The sequence below is a fragment of the Bartonella sp. B35(2025) genome (assembly GCF_053794465.1).
Genome location: NZ_CP200035.1, coordinates 1,298,509 through 1,313,959, shown reverse-complemented (window position 1 = coordinate 1,313,959; position 15,451 = coordinate 1,298,509). Strand labels below are relative to the sequence as shown.

At 36.1% G+C, this 15,451-nt stretch carries 16 protein-coding genes and 2 pseudogenes; 1 reads left to right on the top strand and 17 read right to left on the bottom strand.

Annotated elements, in window-relative coordinates:
* The first annotated feature begins 11 nt into the window (after positions 1-11).
* A complete protein-coding gene (locus tag V4P56_RS05490; RefSeq protein ID WP_455481902.1) occupies positions 12-791 on the top strand; it encodes a succinate dehydrogenase iron-sulfur subunit in 780 nt (259 codons plus the stop codon).
* 1,308 nt (positions 792-2,099) lie between these two features.
* Here V4P56_RS05490 and virB11 read toward each other — a convergent pair.
* From virB11 to V4P56_RS05405, 17 genes and pseudogenes are all read right to left on the bottom strand, one after another.
* Positions 2,100-3,161: a P-type DNA transfer ATPase VirB11 gene (gene virB11, locus V4P56_RS05485; RefSeq protein ID WP_455481901.1), complete on the bottom strand. Its 1,062-nt coding sequence runs from the start codon at positions 3,159-3,161 to the stop codon at positions 2,100-2,102.
* Positions 3,136-4,326, bottom strand: a complete 1,191-nt coding sequence (gene virB10, locus V4P56_RS05480; protein ID WP_455481900.1) for a type IV secretion system protein VirB10 — start codon at positions 4,324-4,326, stop codon at positions 3,136-3,138. Before virB10 ends, virB11 begins: the two co-directional genes overlap by 26 nt.
* Positions 4,326-5,123: a P-type conjugative transfer protein VirB9 gene (gene virB9, locus V4P56_RS05475; protein WP_455481899.1), complete on the bottom strand. Its 798-nt coding sequence runs from the start codon at positions 5,121-5,123 to the stop codon at positions 4,326-4,328. The genes virB10 and virB9 overlap by 1 nt, the downstream gene beginning before the upstream one ends.
* Before the next feature lie 13 nt (positions 5,124-5,136).
* Positions 5,137-5,835 (bottom strand): virB8 family protein, encoded by a 699-nt coding sequence (locus V4P56_RS05470; RefSeq protein WP_455481898.1) that lies wholly within the window; start codon positions 5,833-5,835, stop codon positions 5,137-5,139.
* A complete protein-coding gene (locus V4P56_RS05465; RefSeq protein WP_455481897.1) occupies positions 5,832-5,975 on the bottom strand; it encodes a TrwH protein in 144 nt (47 codons plus the stop codon). Before V4P56_RS05465 ends, V4P56_RS05470 begins: the two co-directional genes overlap by 4 nt.
* Before the next feature lie 124 nt (positions 5,976-6,099).
* The gene (locus V4P56_RS05460) at positions 6,100-7,005 is read right to left on the bottom strand and encodes a type IV secretion system protein (RefSeq protein ID WP_455481894.1); all 906 of its coding nucleotides are present in this window, start codon (positions 7,003-7,005) and stop codon (positions 6,100-6,102) included.
* A 269-nt stretch (positions 7,006-7,274) separates the two neighbouring features.
* Positions 7,275-8,300, bottom strand: a complete 1,026-nt coding sequence (locus tag V4P56_RS05455) for a type IV secretion system protein (protein WP_455481896.1) — start codon at positions 8,298-8,300, stop codon at positions 7,275-7,277.
* Positions 8,301-8,378: 78 nt separating this feature from the next.
* A pseudogene (locus V4P56_RS05450) lies at positions 8,379-8,468 on the bottom strand (TrwG protein); the annotation flags it as partial.
* Positions 8,465-8,608, bottom strand: coding sequence for a TrwH protein (locus V4P56_RS05445; protein WP_455481895.1), 144 nt, complete (start codon positions 8,606-8,608; stop codon positions 8,465-8,467). The gene V4P56_RS05445 and the pseudogene V4P56_RS05450, both read right to left, overlap by 4 nt.
* 124 nt (positions 8,609-8,732) lie before the next feature.
* Complete coding sequence (locus tag V4P56_RS05440; protein WP_455481894.1) at positions 8,733-9,638, bottom strand: type IV secretion system protein; 906 nt, start codon at positions 9,636-9,638, stop codon at positions 8,733-8,735.
* Positions 9,639-9,907: 269 nt separating this feature from the next.
* Positions 9,908-10,837, bottom strand: coding sequence for a type IV secretion system protein (locus tag V4P56_RS05435; RefSeq protein WP_455481893.1), 930 nt, complete (start codon positions 10,835-10,837; stop codon positions 9,908-9,910).
* A 75-nt stretch (positions 10,838-10,912) separates the two neighbouring features.
* Positions 10,913-11,005, bottom strand: a pseudogene (locus V4P56_RS05430) (TrwG protein); the annotation flags it as partial.
* Positions 11,002-11,145, bottom strand: coding sequence for a TrwH protein (locus V4P56_RS05425; protein ID WP_455481892.1), 144 nt, complete (start codon positions 11,143-11,145; stop codon positions 11,002-11,004). The pseudogene V4P56_RS05430 and the gene V4P56_RS05425, both read right to left, overlap by 4 nt.
* A 413-nt stretch (positions 11,146-11,558) precedes the next feature.
* A complete protein-coding gene (locus tag V4P56_RS05420) occupies positions 11,559-12,329 on the bottom strand; it encodes a type IV secretion system protein (RefSeq protein ID WP_455481891.1) in 771 nt (256 codons plus the stop codon).
* On the bottom strand, positions 12,326-14,797 hold the full coding sequence (locus tag V4P56_RS05415; RefSeq protein ID WP_455481890.1) for a VirB4 family type IV secretion/conjugal transfer ATPase: 2,472 nt from the start codon (positions 14,795-14,797) through the stop codon (positions 12,326-12,328). Before V4P56_RS05415 ends, V4P56_RS05420 begins: the two co-directional genes overlap by 4 nt.
* 2 nt (positions 14,798-14,799) lie before the next feature.
* Positions 14,800-15,108, bottom strand: coding sequence for a type IV secretion system protein VirB3 (locus tag V4P56_RS05410; RefSeq protein ID WP_455481889.1), 309 nt, complete (start codon positions 15,106-15,108; stop codon positions 14,800-14,802).
* A 12-nt stretch (positions 15,109-15,120) separates the two neighbouring features.
* A complete protein-coding gene (locus V4P56_RS05405; protein ID WP_455481888.1) occupies positions 15,121-15,432 on the bottom strand; it encodes a conjugal transfer protein in 312 nt (103 codons plus the stop codon).
* Between the last annotated feature and the right edge of the window lie 19 nt (positions 15,433-15,451).

The following is a 15,451-nucleotide window of genomic DNA, read 5'->3' as shown; positions in this document are numbered from 1 at the left end:
GAGAATGGATTATGGTACAAATTAGGCTTCCCAAAAATTCTCAAGTTAAAGCCGGAAAAATTTGGCCTAAGCCTGAAGGTGCTACACAGCTGACAGAATTTCATATTTATCGTTGGTCACCTGATGATGAAAAAAATCCTCATCTTGATACTTATTATGTAGATCGTTTAGCTTGTGGTCCGATGATTCTTGATGGGCTTTTATTTATCAAGAATCATATTGATCCAACTTTAACATTTCGTAGATCATGCCGTGAAGGTATTTGTGGTTCATGTGCAATGAATATTGATGGAACCAATACGCTGGCTTGTACCAAGGGTATGGATGAGGTGGATCATCCAATTAAAGTGTATCCTCTTCCTTCTATGCCGGTTGTAAAAGATTTAGTTCCTGATTTAAAACACTTTTATGCACAGCATCGTGTAATTGAACCTTGGTTACAAACCGTTTCACCTGAGCCTGCAAAAGAGTGGTTACAAAGTTATTCTGACCGTAAGAAAATTGATGGGCTTTATGAGTGTATTTTGTGTGCATGTTGTCAAACATCATGTCCGAGTTATTGGTGGAATGGTGATCGTTATTTGGGACCGGCTATTTTACTTCAGGCTTATCGTTGGATTGCTGATTCACGCGATGAAATGTGTGGTGAGCGGCTTGATAATTTAGAGGATCCTTTTCGGCTTTATCGGTGCCATACGATTATGAATTGTGCGCAAACTTGTCCAAAGGGTTTAAATCCAGCTAAGGCAATTGCTGAAATTAAGAAACTTATGGTTGAACGCCGCCTTTAAAAATTCATTGGTTAAACAAGGATAAAGTAAGGGGAGTATAAGCTATGTGTGCGTGTTTTCAGGGGCGATTAATGAAAGCCTATTGATTTCCTATAAAGATTTAAAAATTGCTGTTATCGTGAAAAAAAGGTTTTATTATAGGGGAGAAGATAAAAAAGGAAATGGAAATTATAGAACAGTTAGAGTAACCAACATAGATAAATAGAAGAACCTGCATAAATCATTTCATTGTTTTAAAATAAACTATTTTAAGTACAAATGAGTGAGAGAATATGTCTTGAGTATAGATAAGACGTTGCAACGGAATGGTTTTATCTGAAAGATAAACATATACTCTTGATGAAATTTTGTGAATCCTAATTCTTATTTTTTGTGAATAAAAAAATAAGAATTTCTGCTGTGATTGGTTGTAGTTTTAGTTATTTTATTAAGTTTATCTGCTGATAATCTTTATTCAAGGCGGTATGGTTTGCTTATGATTTTCTGATCAAGAGCTTACGTAAGAAATTGTTCCTATGGTTTGAAAATGATCTGAAACTATGTAAGGTTATACTGAAAAAAAACGATAAAATAGGATAACTATGCAAAGGAGTAATAAATAGGTTTTAAAATATCCTTGCAAGCGGGTTTTATGGTTTACTATGACGCTACAGTATAAAAGAAGGTTTCAATAATAATCATTTTATACGCTTGCTAAGTATGAATTAACACAGTAGCTAGATATATCGTACTCCTGTACTGTCAATTATCAGGTTGGAATTGATCTCTTTGTGTGAAGTAAAATTTATTGTGCATTAAGCTATCCATATTAGTGGACTGCATAAAGGTTATTTTATCAAAGATCATAAGATGATCGTTAATAAATTGAACGTGGATTTTTGATCGACAAGCTATTGCTTTTAGAGTGATTATTTGATTGCTAGGTGACTGTTATCTTGATTTATGTGCGAGGCGAGAAATACTTCTGTTACTAGAAATATTTATTTTTAGCAATTTTTCACTTCCAGTATAAAATACATATTTTCTTTCAAAAAAGTGCTCTAAGAAATTACTGTCAGTGATCGAGATACAAGAGAAATAGGAGATTTACATATTAATTTGATTTTCCCGAAGGCTAGTGTATCGTCTACCTTTTTACTTTTTCATCTTTTTTGTGTTGTAAATTTATATTGTAAAATACTAAAGGCCTATTAGAGAGGAAAGTGGGATAGGGTGATTGTTTCTAAAAGGTTGTATTAAATGAAAAAGCCGTAATAAATTGTTACGGCTTTTGTTAATTTTGCGATATTGTTGAAAGAAAAATTTGGCTTAAACCATCTTCGATTTAGAAAAGATTGGATCGTAAAAAATTTCAGAAAGTTTTCTATCCTTGAAGAATAACACAACATCGACTGTAGTGTAGAGTACCATTTTTATTACTTGCAGGTCAAGTTGACGACCAATCTCTGATCTCTTGATAAGTGTAGCACATCGCTCGAATGTCTGTAAAGCACTGTTAGCGTGTGTTGTCGTAATTGATCCAGGATGGCCAGTGTTTAACGAGTTGAGATATTCCCACGCCTCATTGCCACGTAGCTCAGCAAGGAAGATACGATCAGGTGATTGACGCATACATGCATCTAGACATTCATCAGCTGAAACACGACCTGCACTATCACCATAAAGCATATGTACGTGATTAGGATGATTCGGTAGAAAAAGTTCATGAACATCTTCAATTGTAATAATACGTTCTTCTGTGGGCACTTTTTCGATCAAAGAGCGGGCAAATGTAGTTTTACCTGATCCTGTTTTACCTGCGATAATAATGTTTCGTTTATGAAGTACGCATTTTTCTAAAAATTCAATAATTAATCTATCACGTTTGAATTCCAGCAATTGAATTTCAAAAGGCTCTAATCGTGTGAAATCCTGCTTTAATAATAAATCGTTTGCTTCTTTTTCTGAAGGTTTATTAAAGCTTACATCAGTGAAGTCATTGAATACACCTTCATCATTGAGCTCTTCTAGCGTTTTAACCATAAGAGAATGTTTGCGAATCATAAAAGAGATTGCACCATCAATAATAGCCGGTGCTTGTATAATTGTACCGCGTTGCCCTCCTGGTAATAGCACATAATTGATGCTTTTAGGCGCCATACCATTATAAACAATAATAGCTGTAATAAGCGTTTGTAAAAAAGAGGGTGTTAACTCTGGTATACTATGCACCTGCCAACCCTCAAAGCTTTTTGTCCACACTTCATGGGGGCGGCAAATTGACAATTCAGTGATTTTGGGATCTTCTAAGAAATGATCAAGTGGTTGCAGCAGTTGTGCAACTGCTTGATCTTTCTGTATCCGATTAGCGTGCAACGAGGCTGTAGACATTGCTAAAATCCAGATCGCGAGCAACAAAGATATTTACCCGTTCGCCTTGGTTTTTGTAAAGTGTTGGTACAATGTTGATTGAATTTTGGAGGGTTTCCATAACTATTGATTCGGCATTTTGTGCATTTGAAGGTTGTGGACTATCTTTGGCTGTATTGATCATTTTACTCTTTAACCATTCTCCAAAATCACTAACTATACTAATCATGATTGCACCACTAAAGCGTTCCCAAAAATGTCTATCAACCCAACCACCGATACCGGCTTCTCCAAGTGAACCAGTGCTAGGTGAGTCAAGATTGATAATAACACCAGAAGGTGTTTCAACACGTGACCATTGGACAAAAACACGTGCTTGTCCTTGTTGTAAACCGCTTTGATAAAAACCAACAACTTTAGAGCCACGATCTAATAAAACAACTCGGCCGCTTGTAGAATAAACATCACGTGTTAAATGACATGTCGTCATTCCTGGTTGTGTTGTGATAATCTTTGTTTCTAATGTACAATCTATTTGCGTTCCTTGCGTGATCAATAGATCACGATTACGAAGTTGAGTTGCATACGATTGACCTAATCGTACAGGCTGCAGTTTATTGAATAATATACCACTATTTGTATCATCGCTAGATACGTCATTTCTGGGATAATTTTCGGAACTTTCGCTGCTACCACTATGGTTAAAGCCTGAGTTTAACATACGTTTACGAGCCAGTTCTTCAGAATCTTTGACCAAGTGTGAAGGAATCGTTGTTTGAAGAAGTTCAGTCCAAGATGGTGGAGTATCTTGTATTTGTTCTTCTGCTTGGGGTGGTTGTTTTACTTCCTCTAAAACTTTCGGTTCTTCATAAATTTTAGGGGTATAGCTGGGTATAACTTGCTGCACTATCTGTTGAGGTTTTTCTTCGTTAACGTCTACAGTATTGCGCATTTTTAAAGCTTTCCAAGAAAGTGCAACCGGTATTGCTACTATGGCAACGAGTCCTACAATTAATAATGCACGCGCACCGGGAATTGTTTGCCGGCGTTCTGAGCCTAATTCAGAGATACCATAAGCATTTTCAATATGTTGTTCTTCAGCGCAATCACCGTCAATATATTGTTTTTCAGCATAGTCCAATTTTACGCCTGTATCGATTTCATCTCCTTTCTTATTGTCAAACATTATTTGCCTCCTTTATTAATACGATGAACCACTGAGGATACTGTTTTGGTTGTGTTTGGTATACCATTAGGGTCATAGGCTTCATTGAAGATAGCTAAAGCACGTTTGCCTAGCCGTACGAGCCACTTGGGGTTAACCTTATGAACAGCAATAATATCATTAGAATCACCCACAACAGTACGAGGTATTAAGCTTTCGTTACCTTCTGCATCCACTACGTAAATTGATGGCATATCCATATTAGCAGAAAACTTGAAGTAAGTAATACGCCCGTTATCCCAAGCATTTATTGGAGCAATATCTTGGTTACCACTCATGGTATACTTGAGGTTATAACCGCTCACTCCTTGATGAAAACCATGTTCAATAGCAGCGTGTTGATTAGCTTCTTGTAATTTTTGAGTTTCTGTATCAGGATAATCAAAAGCTAATTCATAGGTAGCGCCGGCTCGATCATTACGAAACTGTAGTCGAAATTTATAGCTACGCTTATCGGTAATAACAATAAGGTTGGTATTGGCAAGATCTGCTTTGGGTTTAATAAAGATATGCCGTCCTTTATGAGCAAAGGCATAAGCATCAGAATCACCAAAAGCATGGGTGACATACTGCTCACCTTCTTCAAGGATTATATGTGTTGCTACACCGAGAACAGTTTCAATCTGAACTACATCAGCTACATTATAGGTTACGTAACGAATACGATGATCATACTCTGAACTAGATGGAGTTCTGAGTGCTTGCGCAGGAATCGTATAAAGTGAGGAAAGTAAGGCAATGAATGCAAGTTTCTTCATAATCATCAATTCCTCAATTATTCAATAGTATTTCTGGGTCAGCACGATAGCTTGTAACCTGGAAACCGAGAGGGTTAAGTAATCGATCAGATGATTTCATTGGCACACTAACATAGGTGTATCCAATCGTTGCAATCTGATGTTGTTTTGGTTCAATTGTGCCATTGCTGTTGTGTTGTTGTGTTGTGAAACGTACAGTTGCGCTACCCAATCCATTTGGTTGAATTGAGCGTACTTTGACTACGATTCGTGCTCTGTTGGAAAGTATTTGATCACGAGCATTCTCACCTTCATAGATCTTATAAAATTCCTGTTGAACTGTTGGTGCACTTAAAAGTGCGGCAGTATCATAGTTTAACTGAATAGTGTCATAGTCATAGGTTTCGCGGTTGAGTACGTATTGATTAAGCCAGTATTTATCTACAACTTCGCCATAGCTGGTTTCATGTTCACGCATTACTGAAACAACATCGACCGCCCCAGTCGTGTTATCAACGCGCAATACCAAAGGAGCAGGAATTGGTTGGGAAAATCCAACTACCCCACACATTATACCAAGAAACCCTAAAACACCGACGGCGCCTGCTACCCGCCATGCTGTCCTGCGTGATTTTATAAATTCGTTAATGAGTTCACGTTCTAAGCCTCTACTTTCTTCGTAATAACTATTGAGTCGTTCGGCATTCACTGGTTTAGCTTCTTTTTTTCTCATATTGCTCCTCGCTGAATTTCGGCAGGGATTGTTTTGTTAATAGGCACTCGGTTCCAATTGTTTGGTTGTTTTAACTTTGGGTCTGACACACAAGCTGATAAAAGACCTGTAATTAAAATTGCGAAAATCATAGATTTCATTTTGTCATTTCTCTATTTTTATTATTAAATTCAAGTCTAGCACTTTTTTATCACTATTTCAATTTTGATTAGAAAATATATGGACCTCAATTGTCTTTATTTTCTTTATTTAATTTTATGGTTGCTATGATCGTCCACTACGGGAGGAATGACTTCCTACAGCACCTGTTTTCCATAGATGCCCAAATGTAACGCCTTTTGCTAAGGCATGTGCGACGCTTGATAGTTTTAACAGGAATATAATAGAGATAATGGCCAGGATAAGAGAACCACCAAGCGCATAACTAACATTATGTTCGCCATCAAAAATCTGCATCATATCGCTCATGTAATTTGCAAAGATATTCATCATAAGACTAAATACGATGGAGACGAGTAAAATGAGAATTATATAACTCAAGAGTTGAGCTATCCATTGCTCGAAGAAGCGATAAGTTGGTTGCCAGAGTAAAGCGACAATGAAGAATGGTCCGATTCCGACAAGAAGCACAAGTATGATTTTTGCCAATAGAATGAATGCACCACCAATAGCTACTAAGAAACTTGTTGCAAGCAAGATAAGGATACCAAATAATCCATAAAGGAGTCCTTCAGAATTTAAGAAGGCAGCTTCTTCAAAAGCTAAACTTGCACATCCGAATCCTTTTTCAGCTACTTTATCAATTAAATTATGCAACTTAACACCTGTTTGTGAATTGCTTGTCAGTGCTTGTGATTGTCCTGTTAATGCACTTAGCAAATCATCAGGTATTGACATTATCAAATTTGTAATTTCTGTCTGATAAAGGCCCGTAGTCATTGCCATTGAAGTAATGATACTCATTCGCAGACAGCGATTTATGAATCCAGACATTGGCATATCTATTGCGCCACGAATGATGAGCCACGCATAAATGATTAAAGCGATGGTTAGACCGGTTGATACAATAGGTGTAATTGCAGTGATCAAATTTGATGAAATATCCGTGACATATGTCTTTGTTATCCTATCAATTTCATTAAAAAGTTGTGTGAATACTTCGAAATTCATAGCATTCCTCTCTAACGCATTTTTACTTTTCTGTCATTTGGGATGACATTGGTGCATGTTGTGCACTTATTTGCACAGATGTAATTTTTTAGATGTTTTTACGTCGAATATTTTCATCAAGAATATTTTTATTGGCATTGTTTTGAGGCAGATTAAAATTTTGTGCGTCCCTTCAAATTGTTGGGACGACACAGGATATTATAATATTGCTTCTATTTTTATGAGTAGAGAGAACAAATAGAATCAATAAATTACCAAGAAACATTTCATTATGATATTGTATACCGTATATCTGGTATTTTCAGTTTTCCTTTTTTGGATGGGTCGTTATTGTTAGATCTAAAAATGAGCTTACTGCGTTGACGTTGTAGCCGGTCGATAAGTTCCTGTTCTGCATTACGTAGATGTGCGATTGTTTGTAATTTTATGGTTTCATTTTGAATCATGGCTAATTGAGCTTGAATACGTGCTTGTATTTCAACAATATCTTTCAGATCTGATGCTTGATTGATTTCGTTTAATAGCTCTGAAAGTTTGTTAGAATGATCTCCTGCTTCTTTCAAAATAGACAAGCTTACGGCTTTATCGATAGTTGCTGCATATTGGCGGCGTTGATCAATAGCTTGGCGTAAAAAGGATGCAGATTTTCCACTAAATTTCTCTTCACTGAGTTTAGCTTTTTTAAAAAAATCAGGAACTGATTCTGCAATTTCTGCTTGTTTATCTTGATAATTTGTAGGTGCACCATCATTGTTGATATCATAATCATAGATGGATTGTGGAGTTTTGATAAAAAAACCCTTTTGTGGTGCCTTTGGTGCTTTTGATGCCTTTCCAGATGGTTGCTTACCTGCTATAGATTTATATATTTCTTCGATTTGTTTTTCCATTTTCGAAGTAATAAGATCACTTTGTGTTTGGCCTTGTGCGTTCTGTTTTGCTAATGTTCGCGAAGGTAAGATATTTGAATCTATGCTGTTTGAGGAACTTATACTGTTTGAGGAACTTATACTGTTTGAGGAACTTATACTGTTTGAACTGTCTGAGACTGGTCGTATGCTGGTGCCTGTGTATGGATTTCTCAGGTGCGAGAATGGGCTTCTGTAGTCTTGAGAGCTAGATTTGCCACTGTATCTGTCTGTTAGTGCACCACTTGCCCATGCTGATGATCGCATAAGTTGCTTAGTATCCACACTAGGCCTTGATTTTAGATGATTGCCAGATGAATTTGCCAGAGCTAAATTTGGTATTCCTAAAACTGCAATTATTACTGCTGTACTAATAAACTTTCTCATAATATTCTCCTGTTGGTTTTCATATATGCAGAAGGATTGATAATTATACTGCTGAATTATGATCGATTTTACTCATCTGTTAATGAGTTCACGTTCTAAGCCTCTACTTTCTTCGTAATAACTATTGAGTCGTTCGGCATTCACTGGTTTAGCTTCTTTTTTTCTCATATTGTTCCTCGCCGAATTTCGGCAGGGATTGTTTTGTTAATAGGCACTCGGTTCCAATTGTTTGGTTGTTTTAACTTTGGGTCTGACACACAAGCTGATAAAAGACCTGTAATTAAAATTGCGAAAATCATAGATTTCATTTTGTCATTTCTCTATTTTTATTATTAAATTCAAGTCTAGCACTTTTTTATCACTATTTCAATTTTGATTAGAAAATATATGGACCTCAATTGTCTTTATTTTCTTTATTTAATTTTATGGTTGCTATGATCGTCCACTACGGGAGGAATGACTTCCTACAGCACCTGTTTTCCATAGATGCCCAAATGTAACGCCTTTTGCTAAGGCATGTGCGACGCTTGATAGTTTTAACAGGAATATAATAGAGATAATGGCCAGGATAAGAGAACCACCAAGCGCATAACTAACATTATGTTCGCCATCAAAAATCTGCATCATATCGCTCATGTAATTTGCAAAGATATTCATCATAAGACTAAATACGATGGAGACGAGTAAAATGAGAATTATATAACTCAAGAGTTGAGCTATCCATTGCTCGAAGAAGCGATAAGTTGGTTGCCAGAGTAAAGCGACAATGAAGAATGGTCCGATTCCGACAAGAAGCACAAGTATGATTTTTGCCAATAGAATGAATGCACCACCAATAGCTACTAAGAAACTTGTTGCAAGCAAGATAAGGATACCAAATAATCCATAAAGGAGTCCTTCAGAATTTAAGAAGGCAGCTTCTTCAAAAGCTAAACTTGCACATCCGAATCCTTTTTCAGCTACTTTATCAATTAAATTATGCAACTTAACACCTGTTTGTGAATTGCTTGTCAGTGCTTGTGATTGTCCTGTTAATGCACTTAGCAAATCATCAGGTATTGACATTATCAAATTTGTAATTTCTGTCTGATAAAGGCCCGTAGTCATTGCCATTGAAGTAATGATACTCATTCGCAGACAGCGATTTATGAATCCAGACATTGGCATATCTATTGCGCCACGAATGATGAGCCACGCATAAATGATTAAAGCGATGGTTAGACCGGTTGATACAATAGGTGTAATTGCAGTGATCAAATTTGATGAAATATCCGTGACATATGTCTTTGTTATCCTATCAATTTCATTAAAAAGTTGTGTGAATACTTCGAAATTCATAGCATTCCTCTCTAACGCATTTTTACTTTTCTGTCATTTGGGATGACATTGGTGCATGTTGTGCACTTATTTGCACAGATGTAATTTTTTAGATGTTTTTACGTCGAATATTTTCATCAAGAATATTTTTATTGGCATTGTTTTGAGGCAGATTAAAATTTTGTGCGTCCCTTCAAATTGTTGGGACGACACAGGATATTATAATATTGCTTCTATTTTTATGAGTAGAGAGAACAAATAGAATCAATAAATTACCAAGAAACATTTCATTATGATATTGTATACCGTATATCTGGTATTTTCAGTTTTCCTTTTTTGGATGGGTCGTTATTGTTAGATCTAAAAATGAGCTTACTGCGTTGACGTTGTAGCCGGTCGATAAGTTCCTGTTCTGCATTACGTAGATGTGCGATTGTTTGTAATTTTATGGTTTCATTTTGAATCATGGCTAATTGAGCTTGAATACGTGCTTGTATTTCAACAATATCTTTCAGATCTGATGCTTGATTGATTTCGTTTAATAGCTCTGAAAGTTTGTTAGAATGATCTCCTGCTTCTTTCAAAACAGACAAGCTTACGGCTTTATCGATAGTTGCTGCATATTGGCGGCGTTGATCAATAGCTTGGCGTAAAAAGGATGCAGATTTTCCACTAAATTTCTCTTCACTGAGTTTAGCTTTTTTAAAAAAATCAGGAACTGATTCTGCAATTTCTGCTTGTTTATCTTGATAATTTGTAGGTGCACCATCATTGTTGATATCATAATCATAGATGGATTGTGGAGTTTTGATAAAAAAAACCTTTTGTAGTGCCTTTGGTGCCTTTGGTGCCTTTGGTGCTTTTGATGCCTTTCCAGATGGTTGCTTACCTGCTATAGATTTATATATTTCTTCGATTTGTTTTTCCATTTTCGAAGTAATAAGATCACTTTGTGTTTGGCCTTGTGCGTTCTGTTTTGCTAATGTTTGCGAAGGTAAGATATTTGAATCTATGCTGTTTGAGACTGGCGACCTTCTGAAGTATTGAGGACCGCTACCATATCTGTGTGATAGTAAATCCATTCCCCATTGTGGTTGCTTAGGTTTCCTAAAATTCGTCTTATACTTTGATTTTAGATGATTGTCAGATAAATTTGCCAAAGCTAAATTTGGTATTCCTAAAACTGCAATTATTACTGCTGTACTAATAAACTTTCTCATAATATTCTCCTATTGGTTTTCATATATGCAGAAGGATTAGTAATTATATTGCTGAATTATGATTGATTTTACTCATTCGTTAATGAGTTCACGTTCTAAGCCTCTACTTTCTTCGTAATAACTATTGAGTCGTTCGGCATTCACTGGTTTAGCTTCTTTTTTTCTCATATTGTTCCTCGCTGAATTTCGGCAGGGATTGTTTTGTTAATAGGCACTCGGTTCCAATTGTTTGGTTGTTTTAACTTTGGGTCCGACACACAAGCTGATAAAAGACCTGTAATTAAAATTGCGAAAATCATAGATTTCATTTTGTCATTTCTCTATTTTTATTATTAAATTCAAGTCTAGCACTTTTTTATCACTATTTCAATTTTGATTAGAAAATATATGGACCTCAATTGTCTTTGTTATCCTATCAATTTCATTAAAAAGTTGTGTGAATACTTCGAAATTCATAGCATTCCTCTCTAACGCATTTTTACTTTTCTGTCATTTGGGATGACATTGGTGCATGTTGTGCACTTATTTGCACAGATGTAATTTTTTAGATGTTTTTACGTCGAATATTTTCATCAAGAATATTTTTATTGGCATTGTTTTGAGGCAGATTAAAATTTTGTGCGTCCCTTCAAATTGTTGGGACGACACAGGATATTATAATATTGCTTCTATTTTTATGAGTAGAGAGAACAAATAGAATCAATAAACCACTAAAAATATTTTATCGTATAGACCGTATAGTTGGTATTTTTGTATTTTTATTATTAAGAATTTTCATATTACGTTTGTGTTTTTGCTGGCTGATAAGTGTATGTTCCGCATTACGTAAATGTGCAACCATTTGCAATTTTGTAGCTTCATTCTGAATCATAGCTAATTTGCCTTTGATATGTGCTTGCAATTCAGCAATGCCTTTCAGATCTTGCGTTTTTTTGATTTCATTTAACAATTTTGTAATTTGGCTAAAACGATTTTCTGTTTCTTGAAGAGTTTGCAAGCTTATGGCTTTATCAACAATCGCTGTATGTTGGCTGCGTTGATTTATAGTGTCACGCGCATCCCTTGTTGAATCGGAAATTTCTTCCTCTTGTTGAATATTTCTAAACCATGTGGATATATCGGAATTGTTATTTGAGCTATAAATCGATTGTGGATTTTTTAGAAAAAAACTAGCGTGGTCTGTTTGTATAGTACCAAATTTTCGATTTTTTGTTATGGAACTGTATATTTTTTCATCTTGCTCGAATTGTTTTTTCTTCATTTCAAGCTGTTGTTTCATTAAACTGAGAATCTGTTCATAGTTCTGTGATGAAGTAGGCTTTTTAGGGGATGATGGTTTTGCTTGTTTAGTAGGTTTTCCAAAAAACCAATCAGAAGGCACAACTGATTTATTTAAATCAGTTGCACCAGCTCCAAAAAAAGATATCGCTGCTGCTGGGTTTGATGCCCCCAAAATCACTGCTATCATTACTGAGATAATTTGCTTTTTCATGTCATTCTCCTTTCAGTTTTTACATTCTGTAAAAAAACTGGTAACCATACGGCTGGATCGTCACCGACTTCAGCAATAATGGTTTCGACCAACTCCGCATTATCGGGTGTGCCCGATAACACTAAAAGTTCATCACTAAAGTCTCGCACGACAGTTTTTCCATCGATTGTTACCTGAAATTTGCCTAAATTTAACTCTGCAAGCGCAGATTGATCCCCCTGTTTTATGAGGAATTGGCGGCTAAATTCACCTAGTCCTTTGACAAGTTCGAATTCAGCATCTGTTAGTTTAAAGCCTTCTGTATAGTCTTCATAATTTGCTTTAGGATTGGCTAAAAAAATGTAAGTTGCACATTGCTGGATTAGTGTCTTAGCAATATTACTTTCCAATGCATCACTAGGTTCTTGTGTAGCGTAAACAAAAATACCATTCTGTTTACGAATAGTCTTTTGTTTATTTTTAGCTAGATCCTCAAAATATGGATCTTGCAAAGATTTCCAAAACTCATCAAAAATATACATAAATCGCTGCCCACTGATCATTCCTTCAGTACGGTAAAGTAAGTACATCATCACTGGGGTACGAGTTTCTGGATTATCCAAGAAATCAGTAATATCAAAGCCGTAAATCTGATGTGTTGATAGATCAAGTGCATCAGTGACGTTATCAAATAACCACCCATAATCACCACCTTCACACCACTTTACTAAGCGGGCATGAACAGTTGGATGTGAATCATAATCACTAAAACGTGGATTTGGTAAGAATTGTACCAGAAAAGATAAACGGCGGAGTGATCTATCAATGTTATCACTCATAATCGCTGTGACGGCTTGATTAATTTCTTCTTCGTCACGGTGTGTAATTTCACCACTTGCTTCTGCTAATTTTTTCACAAATTGTTTGAGAAAAATCAAATTTTCTTGTGTAGGTGGGAGTTGGAATGGATTAAAACCACTTGGTTTGCCAGTTTTAAATGGTAGATATCGGCCACCCATTGCCCGAATAGCAATCTCCATACCACGATCTTTATCAAAAACAATAGTTGTCGGTTTGAATTTTTGTGCTTGTGCTAACAAGAATCCAAGCAGAACAGTTTTACCAGAACCAGACTGCCCGATGAGTGCAGTATTACCGAGTAATCTTTTGTTCGTTGCATCTTCTTCAAGTTTAGAGGCATGAAAATTGAAATAAAGCGGTGTTTTACTTGTAGTTTTTAAAATTGTAACTGCTGGCCCCCATGGGTTTCCAGTTGGTTTACCTGACATAAAATTATGAAAGGATGAGAATGATAAAAAATTGAGTGATGTAATTGGTGCAGGGCGCGGCCGCCATTTCCAATTTCCAGGCAATTGCGCCCAATATCCAGCTTCTATAGCTAGATCTACAGGTCTTGGTAATACTCCGACATCTAGTATAGCTGCGCTTGCTTTGGACATATAATCACGAACTTGTTGAATTGTATTGCCATAAACAGTCAGCGTACAGTGATGCTCACCCATGACAAAATGTCCACTTATAAGCTGATTTAACGCTTCGTCAATTTGCTCAATCTGGCTTGTTGCGACATCACGAGCGTCAATAAGATTACGCTGATGCCGTTGCAAATAATCTTTGGCAGCATGTCGTGAAAGTACAGAAAAACTCTGTGTTAGTACGAACTCAAAATCGCTTTCCAATAAAACATTAAGTTGACCTGGTCTAGTGGTAGAGTCGTATTCTTTAATTTCCATCATACCAAATCGGCGAACTCCAGTAGTTGTACGCAGTTCGCCAATAGAACCCCATTTTGAAAAAAAAGGACGATTGATAGACATATAATCGGCAAAACGATCTTGACAAATCGGCATAGGCCGGTATTCACCATTTACAAGCATTCCAAGAAATTCAAGGGCAGAAGAATAAGCATAGCCATTTTTTTCATAAGCACCAAGTAATTCTGCACCATAACGTTTAAGCGACTGACCTAAGGTACGATTGACGTCATTGAGAGTTTTGATACATGATTCTTGTCGCATCTTTTTTTGATCAAGAGTCTCTCGTTCATGCTGAGAAAAAAATGACATAATTTTGTCAGCTACTGGTTGAAAAACAATCGTTAGATACAGATCATTAACCATCAAATTGTAACCAGTAAAACTTTGTCTATATTTTTCATCAAGCTTATAGCAAAATATTTTATCAAATGTTGAATCGGGATATTCATAAACACGACGGCGTACGATATGTGTCCACAGCGATAAATTAGCTGACGCAATACCGCGTAGGGTATTATTTAGCTCCTTAGTCCACTGGAAAATATCCTCTTCTGAAGCGCTTTGATGTGAGCGTCCATCAAGCTTCCAAACTGACAAGTACTCCGCATTTTTAGTCGAGATAATTGTGTCTGTAACGTGATGTGAATAAGGTAGAAACAGACTTACTGGCGTCTCTGATGCGAGCAGTTTGCTGCTTTCAACAGCCTTCATACTTATCTCCTTTTGCGATAATTAGAGGGGCTGTAGCTTGATGCACCCCAAAATTTTTTATTACGATTACGAAACTTAGTATCGATCCATAATCCCCAGATACGAAATGCTTTATCATCATTCTTGGTAATTTGTACCATAATAAACCACAGTGGCGGTGCGATAAGCCACAAAAAGATATTTATTGTCATGGCAATAACAGCTACGATTATAACCATAATTATAAATGCCATCATTGGTACACCAAAAATTGTTGGAACGCGGGTTGCTCCTTTAAATAAAGGAAATTCTTCATGTTTTTGTGGTTTCATGAGTGAATCCAATTAGATGATGTAGAATAATACATGGCTAATGTAAAATGCTACACCAGCAATGATAACACTGAATGCCAACCGCACGAATGTAGCTCTTGCGATGAGGCGAAATATATAAATGACCAATAGAAATAAAAAAATAACAGCAGCAACAAGAGGAATAATCATACTGAGCCCGTATTGCATACCTATTAAAATATCTATGTTTCTTATTATTGTTTGTGCACACACAGATTGAGTTGCTAAAAACATAATTATAATTGCAAAAGCAGCACCAATCTTGCTACCAGCTTTTGCTTGCAAAGCATTTAATTGTTTCATGTTTTTCATCCTCATTATA